The organism is Paeniglutamicibacter sulfureus, assembly GCF_030512175.1.
Lineage (GTDB): Bacteria > Actinomycetota > Actinomycetes > Actinomycetales > Micrococcaceae > Paeniglutamicibacter > Paeniglutamicibacter sulfureus.
This window is the reverse complement of the sequence record NZ_JAULBL010000002.1, coordinates 603,044-625,420: the sequence shown is the minus strand read 5'-3', so window position 1 is coordinate 625,420 and position 22,377 is coordinate 603,044. Positions and strand designations below refer to the sequence as shown.

At 66.1% G+C, this 22,377-nt stretch carries 23 protein-coding genes; 8 read left to right on the top strand and 15 right to left on the bottom strand.

Going from position 1 to position 22,377, the window contains the following annotated elements; translation table 11 throughout:
• Positions 1–11: 11 nt before the first annotated feature.
• From Q2T94_RS09550 to Q2T94_RS09535, 4 genes are all read right to left on the bottom strand, one after another.
• Positions 12–890, bottom strand: coding sequence for a formylglycine-generating enzyme family protein (locus tag Q2T94_RS09550; RefSeq protein ID WP_302266395.1), 879 nt, complete (start codon positions 888–890; stop codon positions 12–14).
• A 167-nt stretch (positions 891–1,057) separates the two neighbouring features.
• Complete coding sequence (locus Q2T94_RS09545; protein ID WP_302263884.1) at positions 1,058–1,531, bottom strand: DUF3237 family protein; 474 nt, start codon at positions 1,529–1,531, stop codon at positions 1,058–1,060.
• Between the two features lie 98 nt (positions 1,532–1,629).
• On the bottom strand, positions 1,630–2,640 hold the full coding sequence (locus Q2T94_RS09540) for a PDR/VanB family oxidoreductase (protein ID WP_302263882.1): 1,011 nt from the start codon (positions 2,638–2,640) through the stop codon (positions 1,630–1,632).
• Positions 2,641–2,676: 36 nt separating this feature from the next.
• Positions 2,677–3,771, bottom strand: coding sequence for a Rieske 2Fe-2S domain-containing protein (locus Q2T94_RS09535; RefSeq protein WP_302263880.1), 1,095 nt, complete (start codon positions 3,769–3,771; stop codon positions 2,677–2,679).
• Positions 3,772–3,887: 116 nt separating this feature from the next.
• On the opposite strand from Q2T94_RS09535, the gene Q2T94_RS09530 reads away from it, so the two are divergent.
• Both Q2T94_RS09530 and Q2T94_RS09525 read left to right on the top strand, forming a co-directional pair.
• On the top strand, positions 3,888–4,469 hold the full coding sequence (locus tag Q2T94_RS09530) for a PadR family transcriptional regulator (protein ID WP_302263878.1): 582 nt from the start codon (positions 3,888–3,890) through the stop codon (positions 4,467–4,469).
• A gap of 171 nt (positions 4,470–4,640) precedes the next feature.
• Positions 4,641–5,498, top strand: coding sequence for a methylenetetrahydrofolate reductase (locus Q2T94_RS09525; protein WP_302263876.1), 858 nt, complete (start codon positions 4,641–4,643; stop codon positions 5,496–5,498).
• A 79-nt stretch (positions 5,499–5,577) separates the two neighbouring features.
• On the opposite strand, the gene Q2T94_RS09520 is transcribed toward Q2T94_RS09525, so the two are convergent.
• A complete protein-coding gene (locus Q2T94_RS09520) occupies positions 5,578–6,576 on the bottom strand; it encodes an ABC transporter substrate-binding protein (RefSeq protein ID WP_302263874.1) in 999 nt (332 codons plus the stop codon).
• Positions 6,577–6,876: 300 nt separating this feature from the next.
• On the opposite strand from Q2T94_RS09520, the gene ligM reads away from it, so the two are divergent.
• On the top strand, positions 6,877–8,283 hold the full coding sequence (ligM, locus tag Q2T94_RS09515) for a vanillate/3-O-methylgallate O-demethylase (RefSeq protein ID WP_302263873.1): 1,407 nt from the start codon (positions 6,877–6,879) through the stop codon (positions 8,281–8,283).
• A gap of 71 nt (positions 8,284–8,354) precedes the next feature.
• On the opposite strand, the gene Q2T94_RS09510 is transcribed toward ligM, so the two are convergent.
• The 10 genes from Q2T94_RS09510 to Q2T94_RS09465 form a co-directional block, all read right to left on the bottom strand.
• Positions 8,355–9,218 carry an ABC transporter ATP-binding protein gene (locus Q2T94_RS09510; RefSeq protein WP_302263871.1) on the bottom strand — a complete coding sequence of 288 codons (864 nt, stop codon included), beginning with the start codon at positions 9,216–9,218 and terminating at the stop codon, positions 8,355–8,357.
• On the bottom strand, positions 9,208–9,981 hold the full coding sequence (locus Q2T94_RS09505) for an ABC transporter permease (RefSeq protein WP_264268660.1): 774 nt from the start codon (positions 9,979–9,981) through the stop codon (positions 9,208–9,210). Before Q2T94_RS09505 ends, Q2T94_RS09510 begins: the two co-directional genes overlap by 11 nt.
• The gene (locus tag Q2T94_RS09500) at positions 9,978–10,817 is read right to left on the bottom strand and encodes an ABC transporter permease (RefSeq protein WP_302263869.1); all 840 of its coding nucleotides are present in this window, start codon (positions 10,815–10,817) and stop codon (positions 9,978–9,980) included. Before Q2T94_RS09500 ends, Q2T94_RS09505 begins: the two co-directional genes overlap by 4 nt.
• Positions 10,814–11,791, bottom strand: a complete 978-nt coding sequence (locus tag Q2T94_RS09495; protein WP_302263867.1) for an ABC transporter substrate-binding protein — start codon at positions 11,789–11,791, stop codon at positions 10,814–10,816. The genes Q2T94_RS09500 and Q2T94_RS09495 overlap by 4 nt, the downstream gene beginning before the upstream one ends.
• Positions 11,792–11,921: 130 nt before the next feature.
• On the bottom strand, positions 11,922–12,920 hold the full coding sequence (locus tag Q2T94_RS09490) for an ABC transporter substrate-binding protein (RefSeq protein ID WP_302263865.1): 999 nt from the start codon (positions 12,918–12,920) through the stop codon (positions 11,922–11,924).
• Positions 12,921–13,191: 271 nt separating this feature from the next.
• Positions 13,192–14,724, bottom strand: coding sequence for an acyl-CoA synthetase (locus Q2T94_RS09485; RefSeq protein WP_302263864.1), 1,533 nt, complete (start codon positions 14,722–14,724; stop codon positions 13,192–13,194).
• Between the two features lie 175 nt (positions 14,725–14,899).
• Entirely contained in the window at positions 14,900–15,355 is a 456-nt protein-coding gene (locus Q2T94_RS09480) for a MaoC family dehydratase (protein WP_302263863.1), read from the bottom strand.
• A gap of 75 nt (positions 15,356–15,430) precedes the next feature.
• Positions 15,431–16,618, bottom strand: a complete 1,188-nt coding sequence (locus tag Q2T94_RS09475) for an acyl-CoA dehydrogenase family protein (protein WP_302263861.1) — start codon at positions 16,616–16,618, stop codon at positions 15,431–15,433.
• Positions 16,615–17,508, bottom strand: coding sequence for an amidohydrolase family protein (locus tag Q2T94_RS09470; RefSeq protein ID WP_302263859.1), 894 nt, complete (start codon positions 17,506–17,508; stop codon positions 16,615–16,617). Before Q2T94_RS09470 ends, Q2T94_RS09475 begins: the two co-directional genes overlap by 4 nt.
• Positions 17,509–17,525: 17 nt before the next feature.
• Positions 17,526–18,452 (bottom strand): SDR family NAD(P)-dependent oxidoreductase, encoded by a 927-nt coding sequence (locus Q2T94_RS09465; protein WP_302263857.1) that lies wholly within the window; start codon positions 18,450–18,452, stop codon positions 17,526–17,528.
• Between the two features lie 128 nt (positions 18,453–18,580).
• Here Q2T94_RS09465 and Q2T94_RS09460 point away from each other — a divergent pair, with 128 nt between their 5' ends.
• The 5 genes from Q2T94_RS09460 to Q2T94_RS09440 all read left to right on the top strand — a co-directional run bounded on the left by Q2T94_RS09460 (position 18,581) and on the right by Q2T94_RS09440 (position 22,273).
• Positions 18,581–19,048, top strand: coding sequence for a MarR family winged helix-turn-helix transcriptional regulator (locus Q2T94_RS09460; RefSeq protein ID WP_302263856.1), 468 nt, complete (start codon positions 18,581–18,583; stop codon positions 19,046–19,048).
• A 160-nt stretch (positions 19,049–19,208) separates the two neighbouring features.
• Positions 19,209–19,619, top strand: coding sequence for a TOBE domain-containing protein (locus Q2T94_RS09455; protein ID WP_302263855.1), 411 nt, complete (start codon positions 19,209–19,211; stop codon positions 19,617–19,619).
• Complete coding sequence (gene modA / locus Q2T94_RS09450) at positions 19,616–20,401, top strand: molybdate ABC transporter substrate-binding protein (RefSeq protein WP_302263853.1); 786 nt, start codon at positions 19,616–19,618, stop codon at positions 20,399–20,401. Before Q2T94_RS09455 ends, modA begins: the two co-directional genes overlap by 4 nt.
• Positions 20,379–21,230: an ABC transporter permease gene (locus Q2T94_RS09445; protein ID WP_302263851.1), complete on the top strand. Its 852-nt coding sequence runs from the start codon at positions 20,379–20,381 to the stop codon at positions 21,228–21,230. Before modA ends, Q2T94_RS09445 begins: the two co-directional genes overlap by 23 nt.
• Complete coding sequence (locus Q2T94_RS09440; RefSeq protein WP_302263850.1) at positions 21,227–22,273, top strand: sulfate/molybdate ABC transporter ATP-binding protein; 1,047 nt, start codon at positions 21,227–21,229, stop codon at positions 22,271–22,273. Before Q2T94_RS09445 ends, Q2T94_RS09440 begins: the two co-directional genes overlap by 4 nt.
• Positions 22,274–22,377: the final 104 nt, after the last annotated feature.

The following is a 22,377-nucleotide window of genomic DNA, read 5'->3' as shown; positions in this document are numbered from 1 at the left end:
GCTTCCGCCCGTCAGCCCGTGCGGGCGACGGTGCGGAAGCCGGTGTTGCTGCTGGCCGAGTCCGCGCTGTTGGAGGTGCGCGCCGAAAGCCGGTAGCGATTGCAATAGGAGTCGTGGCAGAGGAAGGACCCGCCACGCATGACCCGGCCGCGCCCGATGCTGGGCCCGGCCGGGTCGGCGTCGGGCGAATTGCGGTAGTACTTGGGCAGGAACCAGTCGGCGCACCATTCCCACACGTTGCCGCTGACTTCGTGCAGCCCGAAGCCGTTGGGCGGAAAGGACGTGACAGGGGCAGTGCCCAGGAAACCGTCACCGAGCGTGTTGCGCGTGGGGAATTCGCCTTGCCAGATGTTGCACAGGTGTTCCCCGTCCGGCCCGTGCAGCTCGTCGCCCCACGGGTAGCGCCGGGATTCGAGACCGCCGCGGGCAGCGTATTCCCATTGGGCCTCGGTGGGCAGGGACCGGCCCGCCCAGGCGCAGTAGGCCTGCGCGTCGTTCCACGAGACCTGGACCACCGGATGGTCGGCGGCGTCCCGCCAGCTGGATTCGGCCCCGTGCGGATGGGCCCAGTCGGCCCCGCGCACCGTGAGCCACCAGCCGGCGCCCTCGGCGCTGCCCACGATATCCCGCTTCGGCGCCCTGACCAGCAGGTGGAACACCGCGGAGAACCCGTAAACCTCCGACTCGGTCAGGTACCCGGTGGCCTCCACGAACCGGGCGAACTCGGCGTTGGTCACCGTGGTGGCATCGATCGCGAAGGGGGAAAGCCGAACGGCGTGCACCGGGACCTCGCCGTCCTGCGCGTAGCCCTCGTCGAAGGCATCCCCCATGGCAAAGCGCCCGCCGGCCAGCGCCACCTCCTGCACCGTCCGCGGGCCGTCGTCGAGCATGCCGGAGGGCACGGCCGGGTCCACGGCGGGGGCAGCGGCTCCCGCTGTGGCAGGACGCGGACGGTCGGCGGGGTGGCAGCAGGACACGGCGGTTCTCCTCGGGCTTCGGGCTTTGTTCAAGGGTAGCGGAGGCACACCTCCCGGACTCCGCCGCCGGCGGGGACCGGCTACCGCACGCGGAATACGTCGATGCGTACGCCGGTCGCCAGGCGCTCGCCGACGCCCAGGAACAGCGTGCGGTTCATCCAGGCGTGCGGCCCGGAGTCGTCGGCCGAGAGGCCAGGCACGCAGCGGAAGTAGACGCGGGAGGGATCGACGGTTTCGCCGGCCATCATGCGTTCCAGGTCGGCGGGGTCCGCCGAGCGCATAGCCCGGTTTTCCACCAGGATCCGCTGGCCGTCGTCCAGCTCCAGGACGTAGTTGGCCTCCAGGAACGCGAGATCGGGCGCCGGGTAGCGCTGGAAGTCGGCCCCGGCATCGAGCACCTTCCCGGACAGGCCCGGGCCGGCCACCGTCCCGCCGCGGATCGGGGCCACCCGGCGGATGCCCTGGGCGGTGGTGCCGATGTCGATGGTCGGGCTGACCTCGACGTCGATGGTTGCCACGAAGTCGAGTACCGGCGGGGTTGGGGTCTGGGCCACGGCCGTTCCTTTCACGATGTCTGCCTTCATTTTGCCCTGTTCGGCCGGGCAACCCGCGCCCGTGCCGGACGCCGGGTGCGGCGCCCCGGGTGCGGCGCTCAGTTCGGCTCGATGGTGATGATGGCCGGGCCCGCGTGGGCCGCGTCGGAGCGGGCGCCGGTGGCGGAGGTGACGGCGCGCGAGACGCAGCAATTCATCTTGGTGGAGAGCCGCTGCTGGCGTTCGGAGTAGAACACGTCGCGGTGGTCGATGGCCCCGGAGAGCGCGGTGATGCGCACCTCGCAAAGTCCGCATTCGCCCTTGCGGCAGTCGTACATCATTTCCGCCCCGGCGTCCTCGAGGGCCTCGAGCATCGAGCGGCCCTGCGGGACCACGACCTCCAGGTCAAGCTTGGGGACGCGCACAATGAATTCCTCGGGGTCGTACCAGCCGCTGTTGCCGAAGGTCTCGTAGCGCAGGTTCGGCAAATCCAGTTCGCGCTCGGCCCAGTTGCGGCGCACCGCATCCATCAGCCGGATGGGCCCGCACATGTACAGTTCGGTGTCCGCATCGGCGCGGCCCACCAGCTCGGGGACCCTCAGCGGGCTGCCCTCGTCGTCGACGTGCAGCTGCAGCCGTTCCCCGTGCAGTTCGGACAATTCGGCCAGGTAGGCCATCGCGCTGCGGGTTCGGCCCACGTACACCACGGTGTAGTCGGCATTCAGCCGCCTGAGCACCGCGGCCATGTTGGCGATCGCGGTGATGCCGATGCCACCGGCGAGCAGGATGTAGCGCCGCGCGCCGACGCGCAGCGGGAAGTTCTGCAGCGGCTGGGTGATTTCCAGTTGCTGCCCGGGAACCAGCGAGTGCATGAAGATCGAGCCGCCGCGCGAGAGCGGGGCCTTCATCACGCTGATCACCAGACGGGTGCCGTCGTCGCTGGATTCGACCACCGAGTAGGAGCGCTTGGCCGCCTCCCCGTTGACCTGAACCATCAGGTCCACGTGCGAGCCCGGCTCGGCCTTCAGCGGCAGGGAGGGTATGAGCACGATGCGTGCAATGCCGTCGGCGACCGGAACCACCTGTTCGACGGTGGCCGATTGCCAGGTTTCAATGTTTGTTGCTGCCATGGTCCTTGTCCGTATCCCTTCGTAGTCCGTCCACCCCTAGGCGGAGACGGCCAGGCGTCCCTCGGCGGCCAGCATCGCCTCGAGGATGCGGCGCACCCACATGCCGCCCGAATCGATGTTCAGGTTGTAGAACTCGTAGTCCGGGTTGGCGTCGATGGCTGCCTGCTGGGCCATGAGCATTTCCTCGTCCTCGCCGAATACCCCGTGGACGCCGTCGCGCAGCTGGGTGGTGATCAGCTGGCTGTCCAGGCGGTAATTGCGCATGAAGGCCCAGAAGTAGTGGGAGGAGCGGTCGGTCTCCGGCGTGATGGTGTTCATGACGAATCCGTTGACGCCCTGGCTGCGGTCGCCCTCCGGGGCCCCGGTGCCGGCCTTGGCCACGCCCACGTCAATGTTGATGGTCGAGGGGGCCTCGAAGTTGATGATTTGCCAGCGGTCGACCTTGCCTTCGAAGTCGGGGAATTTGTCGCGCATGTTCTTCGCCCAGAACGGCGGGGCGTCGATATTGCGCATCCAGCGGGTGACCGTGACCTTGTTGCCCTCGCGGACGGTGACGAAGTCCGATTCACTCAGCTCCTCCTGCCCGATCGTGGAGGAATGCACGAATTCCTCGTGGGTGAGGTCCATGAGGTTGTCCAGCACCAGCTGGAAGTTGCAGGCCGCGTGGATGGTGAGCCCGTCCCCCGCCCACTCGTCGCTGGACATCTGGTGCATGTCGGGTACCAGGTCCGGGTCGGCCAGTGTCGGGTCGCCCATCCAGATCCACACGTAACGGTAGCGCTCCACGACCGGGAAGGAGGGAACGGTGGCCGAGGGGTTGATGGTTTCCTGGGCGGGCATCGAGACGCAGCGGCCGGCCGAGTTGTAGACGATCCCATGGTACGGGCACTGGATCCCGTCCTTGCCCACGGTCTTGCCCTTCGACAGCGGGGCCAGGCGGTGCCAGCAGGCGTCGGCCAGGGCGACGGCCTTCCCGTCCTCGGTGCGGTACAGGGCCACCGGACGGTTGGCGATGCGGCGGGACATCGGCTTGCGGGTGACCTCGTGGTCCCAGCCGGCCACGTACCACGCGTTCAGAGGGTGTGGCAGGACCTTGTTGGTGGTGGAACTGGTCTGGGAGACGACGGTCATGGCGGATTTCCTTTCGATACGGCAGCTAAACTACCTATCGACATAGTTAGTGGTGTTGGTCAAAGACTAACTGTCGATATAGTGATTTGCAACACCCGCCTCCGAAGAAAGTCGCCATGAGCCTTCGCAATGCCCTGTTCGCCCTGCTCGTCGTGGAGCCGATGACCGGCTACGACCTGCACAAGCAGTTCGAATCCTCGGTGGGCCATGTGTGGCACGCGCCGGATTCGCAGATCTATCCGGAGCTCAAGCGGATGGAGGCCGAGGGGTTGCTCGAGGGTGAGGAGATCCCGTGGGGGCCGCGCGGCAAGAAGCGCCAGTACCACGTCACCACTGCCGGAAAGGCTGCATTCAGGGCGTGGATGGACACCCCGCTGGAATATGCGCGTACCCGTGATCCGGCCCACCTGAAGGCCGCCTACCTGGAATGGGCGGACCCCGCAGCCGCCAGGGAGCAGCTGCGGGCCCACATCGAGCACCACACCGGACTGCTGGCCCAGTGGCGCGAAAAGGTCAGGGAAATCGAGGACGGCAGCAGCGCCATGCTCAATCGCCGTCTGGCCAACACCCCGAAAGCCGACCGCGACAAGACGATCGCGTACAAGATTTTCACCTACGAAGGGCTCATGTCTCAAGCCGAGGCCGAAATCGCCTGGGCGCGGCGCGGCCTGAAACTGGTCGACCGGCTCAACGCCTGAACGCCGCCAATGTCCGCCGCGGACCCGGCCCGGCCAACGGCCCGCGCCGGGCGCGCAGGCGGGCCGCCGGCACCCGGCGGCCATGGACAGCACCCGGATTCCGGGATATACCTATGGGCATAGGCAATGACGCCGATCCGCCCCACAGGGGCACGGAAAGGGCAAATCCCCATGACCACCGACCATCCCGGATCCACGTTCGCCGCCGCCGACCTTTTGGCAGGGTTCTCCCTGGAAATGACCGGCAAGGACGTGCCCGAGCTCCGGGCCGCGGCACCCACGCTGCCGCCCGGCACCCCGGTCAACGTCACGTTCCTGGGCAACGAGGACCTTGAGATGCGCGTGGCGGCCGCCGCGGCCGTCAAACAGGCCGGGCACCACCCCGTGCCGCATGTTTCCGCCCGCAGGATCTCCTCCGCCGGCGACCTCGACGGTTTTCTCGAGGCACTGGCCCGGGTCGGGGCAGCCAAACACGTCTTCGCCGTCGGCGGTGATCCCGCCGAACCCATGGGCCCCTACCCCGATGCGCTCGCGCTGATCACCTCCGGCCGGCTCGAGGCAGCCGGGGTGGAAAAGGTGTCGATCGCCGGGTATCCCGGCGGCCATTCCGACATTGCGGAAGGTCCCCTGTGGGCAGCGCTCGAGGCCAAGGCCGCCTCGCTCCGGGAACAGGGGCTGGAGGGCGAGATCATCACCCAGTTCGGGTTCGACACCCTGCCGGTGCTGGAGTGGCTGGCCGAGCTGCGCGGCCGAGGAATCACACTGCCGGTGCGCATCGGCGTCCCCGGGCCGGCGGGCATCAAGCGGCTGCTGGGCTACGCCCGGAGGTTCGGCGTCGCCTCCTCCGCGGGGATAGCCAAGCGCTACGGATTCTCCCTGGGGAACCTGCTGGGAACCGCCGGGCCCGAGCGCTTCGTCGCGGACCTGGCCCGGGACCATGTCCCGACGCTGCACGGACAGATCAAGCTACATTTCTACACCTTCGGCGGCATCGAGACGACCGCGGACTGGGTCGCCGCACATCGCTGACGCCCAACAACATGCGACAACGGTGGCCCGCCGGGAAATCTCATTCCCGGCGGGCCACCGCCGTCATGTCATCTGCGTGCTACTTGGCAGGCAGCAGTGCCGCAAGATCCGGGACCTGCTCGATGAGCCCGCGGTCCAGCGAGATCTCGGCAATCTTCTCAATGGAAGCCTCATTCACCTCGGTGTAGAAGCGGGGCATCGTGAGCTTCTCAATCACGTCCGGTTCCAGCGAGGTGTAGTCGGGAAGAACCGCCTTAGCCTTATCCGGGTTCTCATCGGCGAACTTCTGCGAGGCAATCATGGCCCGGGCAAACTTGGCCGCCGTTTCGGGATTCTCCTCGATGTACTCATCCGAGGTGAAGTAGACGGCGACGGTCAGGTCATCGACCGGCTCGGCGTAGTTGGAGAAGACCGGAACGTTTCCGTCTGCCTCGGAGATGGTCACGAAGGGTTCGACCGCCGCCATCGCATCGACGTTGCCGGCAGCGAGCTGTGCCGCCATGTCGGGGAAGCCCATCTCCACGAACTGAACCTTCGTGTAGTCTCCGCCGGCCAGCTTCACGGCCTCGCTGATGGTGGAGTCGGAAATGTTGTTCAGGGTGTTCACGGCGACCTTCTTTCCCACCAGGTCCTTGATGTCCTTGATGCCGCTGTCCGGCTTGGTCATCACCGCGGCAAAGTCCGCCTTGGTGTCGCCGGTGGAGCTGCCCCCGGGTGCCACCATCTTCAGCGGCAGGTTCTTTGAACGGGCCACGATCATGGAGGTGACGTTCGAGAAGCCGAAGTCCATCTGCTTGCTCGTGATGGCCGGGACGATGGCCGCTCCGCCTTGGGCCAGGGTCAGCTTGACGTCTAGGCCTTCCTTTTCAAAGAGCCCCTCCTTGACCCCAAGGTAGATCGGGGCAACGTCGACGATCGGGATCACGCCAACCTCGATCTGTTCCAGCGCGGTGGCCGCACCACTGCCAGTCGCCGCCCCCGTGGACGATTCGGCCGGGCCGCTCGACGGCGATCCGCTGCCGCAGGCGGCCAGGCTCAATGCCGCAAGCAGGGCCAGGGCCCCCTTGATCTTTTTCATGCTGGTCTCCAGGATTCTCGGGGGTCTCCCCGAATGACGAGTGATGTACGTCGCATACTACCTATTTTGATAGTGATTTGGGGAGAGTTTGGAACTAATCTTTTGCGCCTCGCCAACTTGTGGACCCTCACCTCGATCACCGTCGGGCGGGCGCGGCCTGATTTTCGCGTGAATAGCTATCGACTTAGTGAGTTGGGTGGCTTAGGGTCAGGGTAGCGGCCGGTAGGCTGCGCCTTCGAGTTCCAGGGCGGACCCCGTCGTTGCGGGCACCGCTCCCCCAAGGAAAGGAAGCCTTCTCGCATGTCACCCAAGAACCTACAAGACGTCCTGGATGCCGCCGGAAACACCGTCGAGCTGTTGCGCAATTCCCAGCTTGGTGCCTACGTCTATCCGGTCGTGGCCCCGGAGTTCTCGAACTGGCGCACCGAACAGCGGGCCTGGCGGGAAACCGCCGTGCTCTACGACCAGACCCACCATATGGACAATCTCTTCATCAAGGGCCCCGACGCCCTGAAGCTGATCTCCGACACCGCCATCAACAGCGTTTCCAACTTCCCGGTGAACCGAGCCAAGCAATATGTACCCACGACTCCCGCAGGCCACGTCATCGGCGACGGCATCCTGTTCCACGAGGAGCAGGACGAATACGTCTATGTGGGCCGGGCGCCGGCCGCCAACTGGTTGCTCTTCCAGTCCGAGACCGGCGGGTACGACGTGCAGATCGAGGTGGATCGCCGCTCGCCCTCCCGGCCCATGGGCAAGCCGGTGCGACGCACGTACTGGCGATTCCAGATCCAGGGTCCACAGGCCTGGAACATCATCGAGAAGCTGAACGGGGAGCCGCTGGAAAAGCAGCGCTTCTTTTCCATGGACACCATGACCATCGCCGGCCAAAAAGTACGCACGCTGCGCCACGGGATGGCAGGGGCGCCCGGGCTGGAGATCTGGGGTCCGTACGAGTCCTACGACCTGATCCGCGAGGCGGTGCTGGAAGCCGGTGCGGAGTTCGGCATGATGCCGGTCGGGGCGCGGGCCTATCCCTCGAACACCCTGGAATCCGGGTGGATTCCTTCTCCCTTGCCGGGAATCTACACCGGTGAAGAGCTGCGCCCATACCGCGAATGGCTGGGAGCCGACAGCTACGAGGCCACCAACGCCGTGGCCGGCAGCTTCGACTCGGCGGACATCGAGGATTATTACCACACGCCCTGGGAGCTCGGATACGGGTCCTTCGTGAAATTCGACCACGACTTCATCGGCCGCGAGGCACTGGAGAAGATCGATCCGGCCACCCAGCGCAAGAAGGTCACCTTGGCCTGGAACGCGGAGGACCTGGGCACCATCCTGACCTCCATGCTCGATCCGGACGCCCTCCCCTACAAGTACTTCGACCTGCCGCTGGCCAACTACGGATCCTCGAACTACGACCGCGTCATCGATGCCGACGGCAAGACCGTGGGCCTGTCCATGTTCACCGGCTACAGCTCCAATGAGCGCCGCGGCCTGTCCCTGGCCGTGGTCGATCCGGATGTTCCGGAGGGCACCGAGCTGCGGGTGGTCTGGGGCGAGCCCGACGGCGGGACGAAGAAGACCACCGTCGAGGAGCACCGCCAGTTCGAGGCCCGCGTGGTGGTCAGCCCGGTGCCGTACTCGAACGTGGCCCGGGCCGAATACCAGGGCGGATGGCGCACCTCCTACGGGAAGTAGGCCGGTTACGGACGCAGGGCCGCCGGCTCCCTCGGGAGTCGGCGGCCCTGCCTCGTTGGTCGACCAAGGCGCTACTTGGCGGTCATGGTGATGGCTTCCTCGGGGCGGTGCCCCTGCTTGGCCTTCTGGATCTCCGCATACACGTGGTGGCGCAGCTCGGTGAAGCGCGGCAGCGACCGGGTCTCCAGCTGGTCCCGCTCGGCCGGAAGGTCGATCATGATGTCCTCCTGCACGATCGTCGGGGAGGAGGACAGGATGATCACCCGCTCCCCCAGGTAGATCGACTCGTCGATGTCGTGGGTGACGAACAGGACCGTGACGCCCAGCTTCTTCCAGACACTGCGGATCAGGTCCTCCAGGTCCGCACGGGTCTGCGCGTCCACCGCGGCGAAGGGCTCGTCCATCAACAGCACCTCGGGCTGGTAGGCCACGGCGCGGGCGATCGCCACGCGCTGCTGCATGCCGCCGGAGAGCTGCCACGGGTAGGACTTGGGCACGTGCGCCAGGCCCACCGCCTCCAGCGCTTCGGCCACCAGGCGCTTGCGTTCCTCCTTGGGAACCCCGGCGTTTTTCAGCGGCAACTCGACGTTCTCGGCCACCCGCAGCCAGGGGAAGAGGGAGCGGCCGTATTCCTGGAACACCACCGCCATCTTCTTCGGCGGCCCGGTGACCTTTTGCCCGTCCAGCAGCACCTCGCCCTCGGTGGTGCCCAACAGCCCGGCAATGCACTTGAGCAGCGTCGTCTTGCCCGAGCCCGAGGGACCGACCAGGCAAACCAGCTCGCCGCGGCCCAAATCAAAGGTCAGGTTCCGCACCGCCTCGATGTCCCCGGCATCGGTGTGATAGACCTTCTTCAGTCCGCGGACCGACAGCAGTGCCTGCCCCTCGGGCAGGGTCCGCCCGCCTTGGTGGGACGTGGGATTGTTAGACAGCATTTTCAACCTCTTTCAGGCCGTGGTACCAGCGCAGCACGCGCCGCTGGACCCATTGGAATATGAAGGACAGGGCCACGCCGATCAGCCCCAGCACCACGATGCCGGACCACATTTCCGGGACCGCGAAGGACCGCTGGAACTGCACGATGGTGAACCCCAGGCCGGAGGACGAGGCAAACATCTCGGAGATGACCATCAGGATCAACCCGATGGACAGCGCCTGGCGCACGCCGGCCATGATCGTCGGGGTCGCCGAAGGCAGGATCTGGTAGCGGATCCGGGAGAACCCGGTGATCCCGTAGGACCGCGAGGTCTCGTTCTGCACCGGGTCGATGGAACGCACGCCCTCGATGGTGTTCAGCAGCACCGGCCAGACGCAGCCGGAAATGATCACGGCGATCTTCATCCCGTCGTTGATGCCCACCAGCAGCATCAGCACCGGCACCAGCACCGGGGGCGGCAGCGCGCGGAAGAACTCGAACACCGGCTCGGTCACCGCACGCAGCGTGCGGTTCAGGCCCACGGCCAGCCCCAGCACAATGCCCAGTACGATCGCGGCCAGCACGCCGACGAGAAGGCGCATGATGCTGGGTAGCACGTCGGTGAGCATCCGCTCCCCGAACCAGGTCTCCACGAACGTCGTCAGAAGCTTCGCCGGGGTGGGCACGAAGAAGTTAGGCTCCCCAGAGGTCGCCAGCCACCACCAGGCCAACAGGATAAGCGGCAACCCCAACAGGTAGCCGAAGGATTTCAGGGTTTTCATACCGTCGCCTCCCCGCGAACCGACGGGTGCCAGGACAGCACCCGCTTCTCCACCACCCGCGTCACCGCGTTGATGCCCACACCCAGGAACCCGGTGGCCAGGATCAACGCATACATCCCCGAGATCGCGCCGCCGGACTGCGCCAAGGCAATCTCCTTGCCCAGCCCCGGGGACCCGATCAGCAACTCCGCGGTGATCGCCAGGATCAGCGCCACCGAAGCGGCCAATCGGATACCCGTCATCAGGTACGGCAGCATCGTGGGGAACACAACGTCCCGCACCCGCTGCGCGTAGGAGAAGCCGTAGGACCGCGCAGTCTGCATCGCCACGTTGTCCACGTCCGCCACCCCGTAGAGCACCTGGATGAGAACCTGCCAGAAGCAGGCGTAAACGATCAACAGCAGCGAGGACTCGATCTTGATGCCAAAGAGCAGCACCGCCAGCGGGATTAGCGCCACCGACGGGATCGGACGCAAAAACTCGATGGACGAGTTGGTGAAGCGGCGCAAAAACGGGGACATCCCGATCACCAGGCCCAACACCAGCGCGGCCACCACCGCAATCGCCAACCCGATCGCCCAGGCGGCCATGGTGTCACCCACGGCCACCCAGAACGCCGTCAAACCCAGGTCCGTCACCAGCGCCGCGATGACCTCGGAAGCCGGCGGCAGGTACTTGGCCTGCACCACGCCCAGTGCCGGCATCAGCTCCCAGAACCCCAGGAACACCACGATGCCCACCAGACCCAACACCCACTTCGGCAGACCCTTGGACGGCGCGCGGGAGGCCTTGGCCTTCACCGCGGCGCGCGTCGATGGTTCGGTCGTATGGGTCATGGCAACAGGGTCTCGAGGTCAACGGGCTTGGAAATGGCCCCGAATTCCCGGGTCGCGTCGCCGAGCTTCTGTGCTGCGTCCTTGTTGATGTCCACGCGGTAGCGCGGCAGCACCAGCTTGGCGCGGGTTTCCTCGTCGATCTTGGTGTAGGTGCCCACGATGTCGCGGACCTCCTGCGGGTTCTCGTTCGCGTATTCCAGCGACTTGTTCATGGCGCGCTGGAACTTGGCCGTCAGCTCGGGTTCGGCGGCGACCTTGTCCGTGGAGGTGAAGTAGCCGGCGATGTCCAGTTCCGCATCGAAGTCGGAGAAGTTGTTGCTCACGACCCGCGCGCCGTCGCCCTTGGCCTGGACCAGGAAGGGATCGAGGATCCAGGCGGCATCCACTATGCCGTTTTCCAGGGCCGCCGGGGCCTCGGGGAACGGAACCTCGACGAAGTCAACGGTGCTCGGATCCCCGCCGTCGTCCTTGACGACCTGCGAAACGGTGATGTCTCCGATGTTGGAAAGGTTGTTCACCGAGACCTTCTTGCCTGCCAGGTCCTTCGGACTCTTGATGGGCGAGTCCTTCGGGACCACCACGGCACCGAAGTCCCCGTCCTCGTTCCCGGAGGTGGTCACGCCGTTGGCAACGACCTTCATGCTCAGGCCCTTGTCATTGGCGACCATGAGCGAGACGTAGTTGGAGAAGGCGAAGTCGTAGCTTCCTGATTGGATCCCCGGCACGATGGCCGAGCCGCCGGTGGCGGTCTGGATGTCCAGGTCCAGGCCCTCGGCTTCGAAGAAGCCCTTGGAGTCGCCCAAGAAGATCGGCGCGGTGTCCACGATCGGGATGACTCCGACGGTGATCTTCTCCAGGCCGGCTCCGCCATCCGCAGCCGTGGAGGCGGTCTGGCCGCTGGGCGACCCCGAACCGCAGGCGCCCAGGGCCAGGATCCCCAGTGCGGCCATTGCGAGTGCAAGTTTGTTTCTCATGAATCCTCATCGTGCCTTGACGGTGGGTGCGGCGGGATGCCCCGCCATGGATCGTTGGGCGTGCGGCGCGGGGAGTGCCCCCTCCGCGCCGCACGCCGGTTGCTGCATGTCGCGCCCGGGGGCGCGGCGGCTACTTGACGGTCATGGCCTCGACGTCCGGGGCCTTGGAGAGGAATTCGAGCTTGGCTGCGAGTTCGGCGAGCTTGGCCAGCTGGTCGCTGGGCACGGCGCCGTCCCAGGTTTCCATCTTCAGGTTTTCGGCCACCTTGGCGTCCATCTTCATGAATTCCGGCAACATGGCCTTGGCGCCGGCCTGGTCGCCCTCGGCCGCTGCCAAGGTTTCGGTCATTGCGGCCTTGAAGTCGGCGACGACCTCGGGGTTTTCCTGGGCGTACTTGCCGCTGGTGAAGCTGACCATGGTCGGCAAGCCCGGGATGGCCTTCTGGTTCGGGTAGCCAAGCAGTTCGTTGTCCGGGTTGGCCAGGGCCTTGGACAGGAACGGCTCCGGGAGCCAGACGGCGTCCATATTGCCGCGGTCGAGCTGGGCTTCCATGTCCGGGAACGGCATCTCCGAGAATTTCAGGGCGCCCGCGTCCCCGCCGTCGATCGTGGCTGATTCCATGATGGTCAGGTCGCCTTGCGTCTTCAGTGCATTGACCGAGGTGGTCTTGCCTGCCAGGCCGGCAAAGTCCTTGATTCCCGAGTCGGCGCGCACGACCACGCCGTTGATGTCATCGCCCTCGGCCTTGGAATCCGAGTAGCCGGAGACGATTTTCATGTCCAGGCCCTTGTCCACGGCGGTCAGCACGGAGAGCGGGTTGCCGACGGCAAAGTTCAGGTCCCCGGTGGAGACAGCGGGCAGCATCGCGGCACCAGCCGAACTGGTCGTGAATTCCACGTCCAGCCCGTGCTTTTCGAAAATCCCCTTGTCGATTCCGTACTTCACCGCCACGGACGGGGCGATGGGCAAGACCCCGACGACCACCTTCGTCAACGCGCCGTCGCCCGAGGCGCCCGCCGACTCGCTGTCGGACGCGGCCGAGCCGGAAAGCGAGCCCTGGCCGCAACCGGTCAGCGCCAGCGCGGCAATCGATGCGCCTGCGATGAGCGTGGAAAGACGCTTCTTCATGAGTTCTCCTTGCTAGTCCGGGGGCCAAGAAACCCCGGCTTCATTTGCGATGTGTGACCCTCGCCACAGGCCATATCTACAACCTAAACCAAACCATTGAGTAAATCAATAATTGTTCATTGAATGCTCTGGTCGGCCTTGGCACATGGGCTGCGGGGCCAGTGCCAGCGGGCAGGAAGGCAGGTGGCCGTTCGCCCCGCAGCCGGGAAACGCCGGAGGCGGGGGAAGACACGCTTGCGCCTTTCCCCGCCTCCGTAGTCTTGCCCCGGGCTCAGGCCAGGGTGCTCTTGCGGTGGTTCTCGCGCAGGTCGGTCTTGCGGATCTTTCCGCTGGCCGTGCGCGGCAGGTCCGCAACGACCTCGATGGTGCGCGGGATCTTGTAGCGGGCAAGCTTCCCGTCGAGGTGGGCGGCGATGTCCTCGCGCGTGACGTGCTGTCCCTCCGCGGGAACGATGACCGCATGCACGGCCTCGCCCCATTTCTCGTCCGGAACGCCGATCACCGCCACGGAGGCCACCGCGGGCAATTCCATGATGGCCTGCTCGACCTGGGCCGGGTAGACGTTTTCCCCGCCGGAAATGATCATGTCCTTCAGGCGGTCCGCGATGAAGAGGAAACCCTGGTCGTCCAGGTACCCCATGTCGCCGGACTTGAACCACGTCCCGTCCTGGAAGGAGGACGCCGTGGCGTCCTCCTGGTTCCAATAGCCGGGGATCACGTTGGGGCCCTCGATCAGGATTTCCCCGACCTCGTGGGCGGGAAGGTCCTCCCCCAGGGCGTCGACGACGCGAATGCCGGTGAAGAAGTGCGCAAGACCGGCCGATCCGGCCTTTTCGCGGGAGTACTCGGGCTGCAGCGACGTGGCCCCCGGGGCGGTTTCCGTCATGCCGTAGCCCCCGGAAAAGGACAGCCCGCGGGCCTCGTAGGCCTCAAGCACCCGCATCGGGACGGCGGATCCGCCGCAGGTGAGCATGCGGATCGAGGAAAGATCGGTGGCTTCCCACGCGGGGTGCTCGGCGAGCATTTGGTAGGTGGTCGGCACCCCGGAGAGCGCGGTGACGCCGTAGTGCTCGATGGCCGCCAGCACAGCCGAGGGCTCGAAGCGGTCCTGCAGGACCAGGGTTCCGCCCTTGAGCAGGGTGGGCAGCGCGCCCATCCCCAGGGAAGCGACGTGGAACATCGGTGCGATCATCAACGCCACCTGGGTACTGGTGACGTCGTAGTCGACCAGCACGTTCAGCGAATTCCACGTCATGTTCCCGTGGGTCAGGATCGCGCCCTTGGGGTTCCCGGTGGTGCCGGAGGTGTAGAGGATGATGGCGGTGTCCTCAAGCGCGACCGGCTCGTCCCGGTGTTCCGCCGAAGCCGAGCGGATGGCCGCCTCGTAGGACCCCACGGTCTCGGGGTTCTCCTCCACGACGAGCCGCGCGGCGACGGGGGCGATCTCGGTGGCCGCCGCGGCCAGGGACTCCAACTGGCGGGCGTTGACCAGCAGGCTGGTTCCGGAATCCTGCAGGGCAAAGGCCACCTCGCGCGGTGCCAGCCTGGTGTTGACCGGAACAAATATCGCGCCGAGGCTGCCGCAGGCAAAGAGCGTCTCGAGGAAGGCGGGATGGTTGTTGCCCAGGTAGGCCACGCGGTCCCCGCGCCCGATCCCCGCACCCGCGAGCGCGTTGGCCAGCCTGTCGATGCGCTCGGCCAGCTCTTCGTAGCGCAGCGTCACCGCGCCGTCGATGACGGCCGTTTGTCCGTGCGACTTCACGCGGCGTTTGTGGATCCAGCTTCCAAGTCCTTGGTTCAACATGAGCGTTTCTCCTTCCATCCACCGCTGTTTCGATGGCGCTGCCGAGGTGTGTTCAAGTGTGGGGGCTGTGCAATTTCGGGCACAAGGGGGGCGCCACGGTGGGCGCGGGGCTTCCCGCGCCCACCTGGGTCAGCCGCACCGGGCCAGCCGCCGCGCGGCGTGCCCGGAACGACGGCTAGGCGTAGAAGCGGTAGATGCCGCGGGACACCACGGCCGGCTTCGGGGCGCCCTCGACCTCGACGACCTGGTCGACGGCGATCTGGTAGCCGCCCTTGACCTCTTCAACCTCGGAAATCTGAGCCTTCATGCGGATCTGTGCACCGACGGGCACCGGCGAGGGGAAGCGGACCTTGTCCAGGCCGTAGTTCACGCGGGTGGAGACCCCGGTGACGTCGAAAAGCTCGGACCAGAAGGCGATCTGCAGGCTCAGGGACAGGTAGCCGTGGGCGATCGGACCGCCGAAGGGGCCGTCCTTGGCCTTTTCCGGATCGGTGTGGATCCACTGGTGGTCGTCGGTCGCGTCGGCAAACGTGTTGACCTGGTCCTGGGTGACGGTGCGGAAGTCGCTGTACCCCAGGTCGGTGCCGGCGGCGGTTGCGAGCTGTTCGTAGGAAAGAACTGTCTGGCCCATGATGGGTACTCCTTTTAATTACGTGGTTGGTATTGACGTGTTTGGTAGGGATTTTGGCGGTGCCGGGGCCCTGGCCTAGCGGAAGGCCCCGATGCCGGTGATGGCCCGGCCGAGGATCAACGCGTTGATCTCGTCGGTGCCCTCGTAGGAATAGATGGCCTCGGCGTCGGCGTGGAAACGGGCGACATCGTAGTCAAGCACGATGCCGTTGCCCCCGCAGACCTCCCGCGCCAGGGCAGCGGTCTCGCGCAGCATGCGCGCGGTGAACATCTTGGCCATGGCCGAGTTCTCATCCTTGTAGATGCCCTCGTCCTGGGCCTGGGTCAGGCTGGTGACCATGGCCAGGGAGGCTGTCACGTTGGTGAGCATCGTGGCGAGCTTTTCCTGGATCAATTGGAAGGACGCCAGCGGCTTGCCGAACTGGTGGCGTTCGGTGACGTATTTCAGCGCTGCCTCGTAGGCGCCGGCCGCCGCGCCTGCGGCGATCCAGGCGACGTCCGAGCGCATGTTGCGCAGGCACGCCGCGACGTCGGCGAAAGAGTTGATGTTCGCCAGCCGCGCCGTCTCCGGAACCCTGACGTCAACCAATTCGATGTCGGCGTTCTGCATGATCCGCAGGCTGGTCTTGCGCTCGATCTTGCTCAGCTTCAACCCGGGGGCATCGGTGGGAACCAGGAAGCACTTGACCTTTCCGTCCGCGGTGTCGCGGGCGAAGACGGCCAGCACGTCCGCCTGGGCCGCTCCGCCGATCCAGCGCTTGGCTCCGTTGATCACCCAGTGCCCTCCCCGGCCGTCGTCGGTGAATGTGGCAGTGGTGGCCAGTCCCCCGGCGATGTCCGATCCATGGTCCGGTTCGGTGAGCGCGAAGACGCCCTTGTATTCGTAGGAGGCGATGCGCGGATCCAGCTCCGCGGCCTGCTCCGGACTGCCGCCCAGGTTCACCGTGGTGCGGAACAGCCCGGACTGGGCGTTGTAGAAGGTGACCACCGAGGCGTCCACCCGGGCCAGCTCGAAGTTCCTAAAGCCCCCGAAGAGGCCGCGAACCTGTTCGCCGGCGGCCAGCACCTCGGCCGGGCGCATCATGTCCAGCTCGATCAGCGGGGCGACGATGGATTCGGGGAATTCCCCGCGCTCCCAATGATCGGCGAGCACCGGACGCACGTGCGTATCAAGCACGGCGCGCAGGCGCAGCAGCGCCGCCCGTTCGGCGTCGGACAGCAGCCGGGCGAAGCCGTACTGGTCACTGGGGTAGAAATCGGTCATGACTTGCCCAGTCCCAACACCCGCACCGCGTTCTCCTTCAAGATCAGCGGGCGAACCTCGTCCTTCAACGGCAGCTCGGCGAAGGCTCCGAGCCACTTTGCCGGGGTGATCAACGGGTAATCGGTGCCGAAGAGCACCTTGGTCGAGAGCACGTTGTTGCTCATCTTCACCAGCGATGCCGGGAAGTACTTCGGGCTCCAGCCCGAAAGGTCGATGAACACGTTCGCCTTGTGCGTGGCGATCGAGTTGGCCTCGTCCTGCCACGGCACCGAGGGGTGGGCCATGATGATGGTCAGCCCCGGGAAGTCCGCGGCCACGTCGTCGAGCAGCAGCGGGTTGGAGTAGCGCAGCTTGATGCCTCGCCCGCCGGGAAGCCCGGCGCCCATGCCGTTCTGCCCGGTGTGGAAGATGCACGGCAGACCCAGTTCCTGGAGCACCTCCCACAGCGGGTAGAACTCCTGGGAGGAGGGGTCAAATCCCTGCAGCGAGGGATGGAACTTGAAGCCGCGCACCCCGAGCTCGTCCGCCTGGCGGCGCGCCTCGGTGATCGCGGCCGGGCCGGTGCGCGGGTCGACAGAGCCGAAGGGGATCAGCACGTCGTTGTTGCGCGCGGCCCCGGCCACCAGGTCGTCAATGGAGTTCGGCTCGTGGCCCAGCGCGGTGCGCGCGTCGACGGTGAACAGCACCGCCGCCATCTTCGCGTCGCGGTACACCTGCGCGATGCGGTCCACCGAAGGGGTGCGGTCCTCGGACTTGAAGTACGCGGCCGAGGCCTCGAAGAGGTCCTCCGGCATGGCCTTGTGCCCGCAATCATCGACCTCGACATGCACGTGCATGTCGATTGCGGTGATCGCCTCAAGGTCGATCCTGGATTCGTAGCGAACGCTCATCGTGGTGCGGGTGCTTTCTACTTGGCGGCCGGTTCGGGCTGCAGCTCGGCCGGCAGCTCGGGGAACGTCTCGCCGACCGACTGCAGGTTATCGGAGAACGGGAAGCGTTCGCGCAAGGCGGCGTAATCCCAGCCGCCGTCGTTGAATTCCGAGGCGATGGCCTCCGGGTGGCTCCAGAGCTGCAGGCGGTCCCCGCCGGCGCCGATCGCCTGGCCGGTGATGTTGCCGGCTTCCTCCGAGGCGAGGAAGGCGATGAGTCCGGCGACGTCGTCGGCGGTGCCGAAACCCAGCTCCTTGCGGAAGAAGTCCGGCATGGCCTCGCCGCGCTGGTCGGCCTCGACGGCCTTGGCGAAGAACGGGACGGTCTTGGTCATGGCGGTGGCTGCCACAGGGATGACGGCGTTGACGGTGACCCCGGCGCGCTTCATTTCCATGGCCCAGGTGCGCACCATGCCCACAATGCCGGCCTTGGCGGCGGCGTAGTTGGTCTGGCCGAAGTTGCCGCGCTGCCCGGTCGGCGAGCCGATGGTGATGATGCGGCCGGCGATGTTGTTTTCCTTGAAGTAGCCGTAGGCCTCGCGGACGCAGGTGAAGGTGCCGCGCAGGTGCACGTTGATGACCGTATCGAAGTCCTCGTCGGTCATCTTCAGGATCGACTTGTCGCGCAGGACGCCGGCGTTGGTGACCAGGATGTCCAGGCGCCCGAAGTTTTCCACGGCGGAGGCCACGAGCGCCTTGGCGGTTTCAGTGGAACCAACGGGGGCCACGACCGACACGGCCTTGCCGCCCGCCGCGTTGATCGAGGCTACGGCCTCGGCGGCCACGTCTGCATCGACGTCGTTGATGACCACTGCGGCACCCTGGCGGGCCAGTTCCTGCGCGTAGCTCAGGCCGAGTCCGCGGCCGCTGCCGGTAACGATTGCAACTTTTCCAGACAGTGACATGTCTGCTCCTTCAAGGGTAGTTATTGCCCCCGCCGACCCTGTCGTGGGAACCTTGCTATATACATAACAACTTAAACTCTTGATAAAGTCAACGATTAAGTTTCTTATCAATCCCGAGGGGCAGCAGCATGGCGACCAAGCCGGGCACCACCATGAACACCATTGAACGATTCCTGGACAGCGAACTGGCGGGAGACATCGAGTTCCTCACCGCCCGCACCCGCTCACTGGGATCGGCACGCGCCAACAGGCTCCTGGCCCCGCTGGGGCTAAAGGTCCGCTCCTACTCGGTGCTCTCGCTGGCCTGCAGCGGGCTGGCACCCACGCAGCGCGAACTGGCGGAATTCCTTTCGCTGGATCCGAGCCAGATCGTGCCGCTGGTGGACGCGCTGGAGGGCGAGGGGCTGGTCGAGCGGACCGCCGACCCCAACGACCGCCGCTCGAAGGTCATCACCGGGACGAAGGCCGGCGAGCAGCTTTACAAGAAGGCACGGACGGCCACGGCCGAAGGTGAAGCCATTGCCATGGCGATGCTGAGCAAGCCCGAACAAGAGACCCTGCGCGAACTGCTCTCGCGCATTGCCTTCCGTGATTAGACCGAGTCCCCCGGCAACGCCCGCGCAGCCCCCGCACCACTGCGCAACGAAGGAACCACCCGCCCCTCCGCAGCACCGTTTGGTCTCGACAGCATCCTTCGGATTTGGAATTTGCGACGATATCAACCTCAAATCACCGCATATGAGGCATTATTGAACCATGCCGAAAATTCGAGTCTCCGAAGCAGCCCGCTTCCTCGGTGTCAGCGACGACACCATTCGCCGCTGGACCGACAACGGAACCCTTACCGCGCATAAGGACGATTCCGGTCGCGTGGCCGTGGACGGACTCGAGCTTGCCCAACTGTCACGCAGCCAGGCCCAGCTCCCCGATGACCAGTCGCTGGTTGGGTCCTCGGCCCGCAATAGGTTCGTCGGATTGGTCACCGGCATCACCATGGATACCGTCATGGCCCAGGTCGAGCTGCAATGCGGCCCGTTTCGCGTCGTGTCCCTGATGAGCAGCGAAGCCGCCCGCGAACTGGGACTCGAGCTGGGATCGATCGCCACGGCAGTGGTCAAGGCGACCACCGTCATCATCGAATCCCCGCAGGGAAAGACGGGGACATGAGCGTCCGCCGCAGGATCGGCGCTGCAATCGTCCTCGCCTTGGCATGGGTCCTGGGACTGGCCGGATGCGCATCCCCCGCTCAGCCACCACCGGTCGGCGCGGGCCCGAGCGGGGAAATCACCGTATTTGCCGCGGCCTCGCTGAAGGCCCCGTTTACCGAGATCGCGGAAGGATTCGAGGCGAAACACCCGGGCACGGCGATCGGGCTGAACTTCGCCGGGTCCTCTGACCTAGTCACCCAAATCTCCGCCGGAGCACCCGCCGATGTGTTCGCGTCGGCCGACCCAAGCAACATGGACAAGCTTTCCGCGGCGGGGCTCGTCGACGGCGCGCCCACAACCTTCGCCACCAATACCCTGGCCATCGCGGTCCCACCGGACAACCCGGCCTCGATCGCCACGTTTTCCGACCTTGCAACTCCGGGGGTGAAGGTCGTCATCTGTGCGCCGCAGGTACCGTGCGGTGCAGCAACCAAGAGCGTCGAGGATGCCGCAAGGACAACGCTCACTCCGGTCAGTGAGGAATCCTCCGTCACCGACGTATTGGGCAAGGTGACCAGCGGTGAGGCAGATGCCGGGCTGGTCTATGTCACTGACGTCTTGGCGGCCGGCGACAAGGTCAAGGGAATCAAGTTCCCCGAATCCAAAACGGCGGTCAACGCCTACCCGATAGCCGGTGTCGCCACCAGCGCTAACAAGGATCTGGCCAACTCGTTCATCTCCGCCGTGACCGGCCCCGAGGGCAGGAAGGTCCTGGCCGATGCCGGCTTCGGAAAGCCGTAGGGCCCCGGTGTTTCGCCGCAGCGGCACCGGGTACTCCGCCGTTCCCTCGTGGATTTACGTCCTCGCCTGCGCGGGAGCATTGTTTGTGCTGCTCCCGCTGCTGGCGATGCTCGCCAGGGTTAATTGGCCCCAGTTCATTCCTCTCATCACCTCCGAATCCTCGCTGAGCGCGCTGGGGTTGAGCCTGCGCACCTCGGCGGCCAGCACCATGCTGTGCATCCTCTTGGGCGTTCCGCTGGCGCTGGTCCTGGCCCGTGGAAGCTTCCCGGGCCAGCGCGTGCTGCGGGCCTTCGTGCTCCTGCCACTGGTGCTGCCGCCCGTGGTGGGCGGCATCGCCCTGCTCTACACCTTCGGGCGCCAGGGCCTGCTGGGCCGCAGTCTTGAGATTGCGGGGATCCAGATCGCGTTCTCCACTACAGCGGTCATTCTGGCCCAGACCTTTGTTGCCCTGCCCTTCCTGGTCGTCAGCCTCGAGGGCGCCCTGCGCACCGCCGGGGGAAAGTACGAAGCCGTTGCAGCAACTCTGGGCGCCCGTCCGACCACGGTGCTGCGTCGGGTGAGCCTTCCTTTGGTGCTGCCCGGCTTGGCCTCCGGGGCGGTCCTCTCCTTTGCACGCAGCCTCGGCGAGTTCGGGGCAACGTTGACCTTTGCCGGTTCCCTGCAGGGTGTCACGCGGACCCTGCCCCTGGAGATCTACCTGCAGCGCGAGACCGATGCCGACGCGGCAGTGGCCCTGTCCCTGGTCCTGGTTGCCGTGGCCGTCATCGTGGTGGCCCTGTCCTATGGCGGGCACCGCACGAAGAAGGCCATGCCGGGGGCGGCACGGTGACGATCCGTTTTGAAGCCACGCTCACCGCACGGCATTTCGACGTCTCCCTGGATCTCGCCCGGGGCGAAACCCTCGCGGTCTTGGGACCGAACGGGGCCGGCAAGTCGACGTTGCTCTCGATCATGGCCGGGTTGCTGCGCCCGGATTCCGGAACGGCGTCCATCGGCGAGCGCACGCTCTTTGACCTCGATTCCGCGCGCCCGCAATGGTTGGCGCCGCACGCGAGGGGCACCGCGTTGCTTGCGCAGGAACCCCTGCTCTTTCCGCACCTGAGCGTTCTCGAGAACGTCGCGTTCGGTCCGCGGAGCAAGGGCACCGGAGCGGCCAAATCCAGGGTGGCGGCCCGTCAATGGCTCGAAGCCACGGACACCCAGACCCTGGCCGCACGGAAGCCCGGCGAACTGTCCGGCGGGCAGGCGCAGCGGGTCGCTGTCGCCCGGGCGCTGGCAGCGGGCCCTGACCTGCTGTTGCTCGACGAACCCATGGCGGCCCTGGACATCCACGCCGCGCCCCTGATGCGTCGGTTGCTCAAACACGTCCTCGCCGAGCGCAGTGCCATCATCATCACCCACGACATCCTCGATGCGCTCATGCTGGCGGACAAGGTCGTCATCTTGGAGAACGGACGAATCACCGAGAGCGGTCCAACCCGGGACGTACTGGGAAGGCCGCGATCCCGCTTCGCCGCCGGGCTCGCCGGGCTGAACCTCGTCACCGGCACCGCGCACGGGGATGGAATCGACACGGCCTTCGGGCGGATCTTCGGAACTCGTGAATCCGAGCTGGTCCCCGGCGAGGCGGCGGCCGCGGCATTCCCCGCTTCCGCCGTCTCGGTGTACCTGGAACCGCCACACGGAAGCCCGCGCAACATGCTCGAGGCAACCGTGACGGACCTGGAGCCGCACGGCGACGCCATCCGGGTGCGCGCGGGTGACCTGGCCGCCGACATCACCCCGGCGGCGCTGGCGGACCTTGGACTGGTGCCTGGAACCCGCGCCTACTTCGTGCTCAAGGCCACCGCCGTCACCATTTACGCGGCCTGATCTCCCTTTCCGTCTTTGCGGGGACGCTGGGAGACGCGGCAGATAATTCTCATTCAATGAGATGGTCGTGGCCGTTTGGTGTCCGCGCCCACAGACTGGATGCA

Coding starts and splice junctions, on each gene's coding strand:
- Q2T94_RS09550 (WP_302266395.1), bottom strand. CDS start 890: ATGCTCGACGACGGCCCGCGGACGGTGCAGGAGGTGGCGCTGGCCGGC.
- Q2T94_RS09540 (WP_302263882.1), bottom strand. CDS start 2,640: ATGGCAGCAACAAACATTGAAACCTGGCAATCGGCCACCGTCGAACAG.
- Q2T94_RS09535 (WP_302263880.1), bottom strand. CDS start 3,771: ATGACCGTCGTCTCCCAGACCAGTTCCACCACCAACAAGGTCCTGCCA.
- Q2T94_RS09530 (WP_302263878.1), top strand. CDS start 3,888: ATGAGCCTTCGCAATGCCCTGTTCGCCCTGCTCGTCGTGGAGCCGATG.
- Q2T94_RS09525 (WP_302263876.1), top strand. CDS start 4,641: ATGACCACCGACCATCCCGGATCCACGTTCGCCGCCGCCGACCTTTTG.
- Q2T94_RS09520 (WP_302263874.1), bottom strand. CDS start 6,576: ATGAAAAAGATCAAGGGGGCCCTGGCCCTGCTTGCGGCATTGAGCCTG.
- ligM (WP_302263873.1), top strand. CDS start 6,877: ATGTCACCCAAGAACCTACAAGACGTCCTGGATGCCGCCGGAAACACC.
- Q2T94_RS09510 (WP_302263871.1), bottom strand. CDS start 9,218: ATGCTGTCTAACAATCCCACGTCCCACCAAGGCGGGCGGACCCTGCCC.
- Q2T94_RS09505 (WP_264268660.1), bottom strand. CDS start 9,981: ATGAAAACCCTGAAATCCTTCGGCTACCTGTTGGGGTTGCCGCTTATC.
- Q2T94_RS09500 (WP_302263869.1), bottom strand. CDS start 10,817: ATGACCCATACGACCGAACCATCGACGCGCGCCGCGGTGAAGGCCAAG.
- Q2T94_RS09495 (WP_302263867.1), bottom strand. CDS start 11,791: ATGAGAAACAAACTTGCACTCGCAATGGCCGCACTGGGGATCCTGGCC.
- Q2T94_RS09490 (WP_302263865.1), bottom strand. CDS start 12,920: ATGAAGAAGCGTCTTTCCACGCTCATCGCAGGCGCATCGATTGCCGCG.
- Q2T94_RS09485 (WP_302263864.1), bottom strand. CDS start 14,724: ATGTTGAACCAAGGACTTGGAAGCTGGATCCACAAACGCCGCGTGAAG.
- Q2T94_RS09480 (WP_302263863.1), bottom strand. CDS start 15,355: ATGGGCCAGACAGTTCTTTCCTACGAACAGCTCGCAACCGCCGCCGGC.
- Q2T94_RS09475 (WP_302263861.1), bottom strand. CDS start 16,618: ATGACCGATTTCTACCCCAGTGACCAGTACGGCTTCGCCCGGCTGCTG.
- Q2T94_RS09470 (WP_302263859.1), bottom strand. CDS start 17,508: ATGAGCGTTCGCTACGAATCCAGGATCGACCTTGAGGCGATCACCGCA.
- Q2T94_RS09465 (WP_302263857.1), bottom strand. CDS start 18,452: ATGTCACTGTCTGGAAAAGTTGCAATCGTTACCGGCAGCGGCCGCGGA.
- Q2T94_RS09460 (WP_302263856.1), top strand. CDS start 18,581: ATGGCGACCAAGCCGGGCACCACCATGAACACCATTGAACGATTCCTG.
- Q2T94_RS09455 (WP_302263855.1), top strand. CDS start 19,209: ATGCCGAAAATTCGAGTCTCCGAAGCAGCCCGCTTCCTCGGTGTCAGC.
- modA (WP_302263853.1), top strand. CDS start 19,616: ATGAGCGTCCGCCGCAGGATCGGCGCTGCAATCGTCCTCGCCTTGGCA.
- Q2T94_RS09445 (WP_302263851.1), top strand. CDS start 20,379: ATGCCGGCTTCGGAAAGCCGTAGGGCCCCGGTGTTTCGCCGCAGCGGC.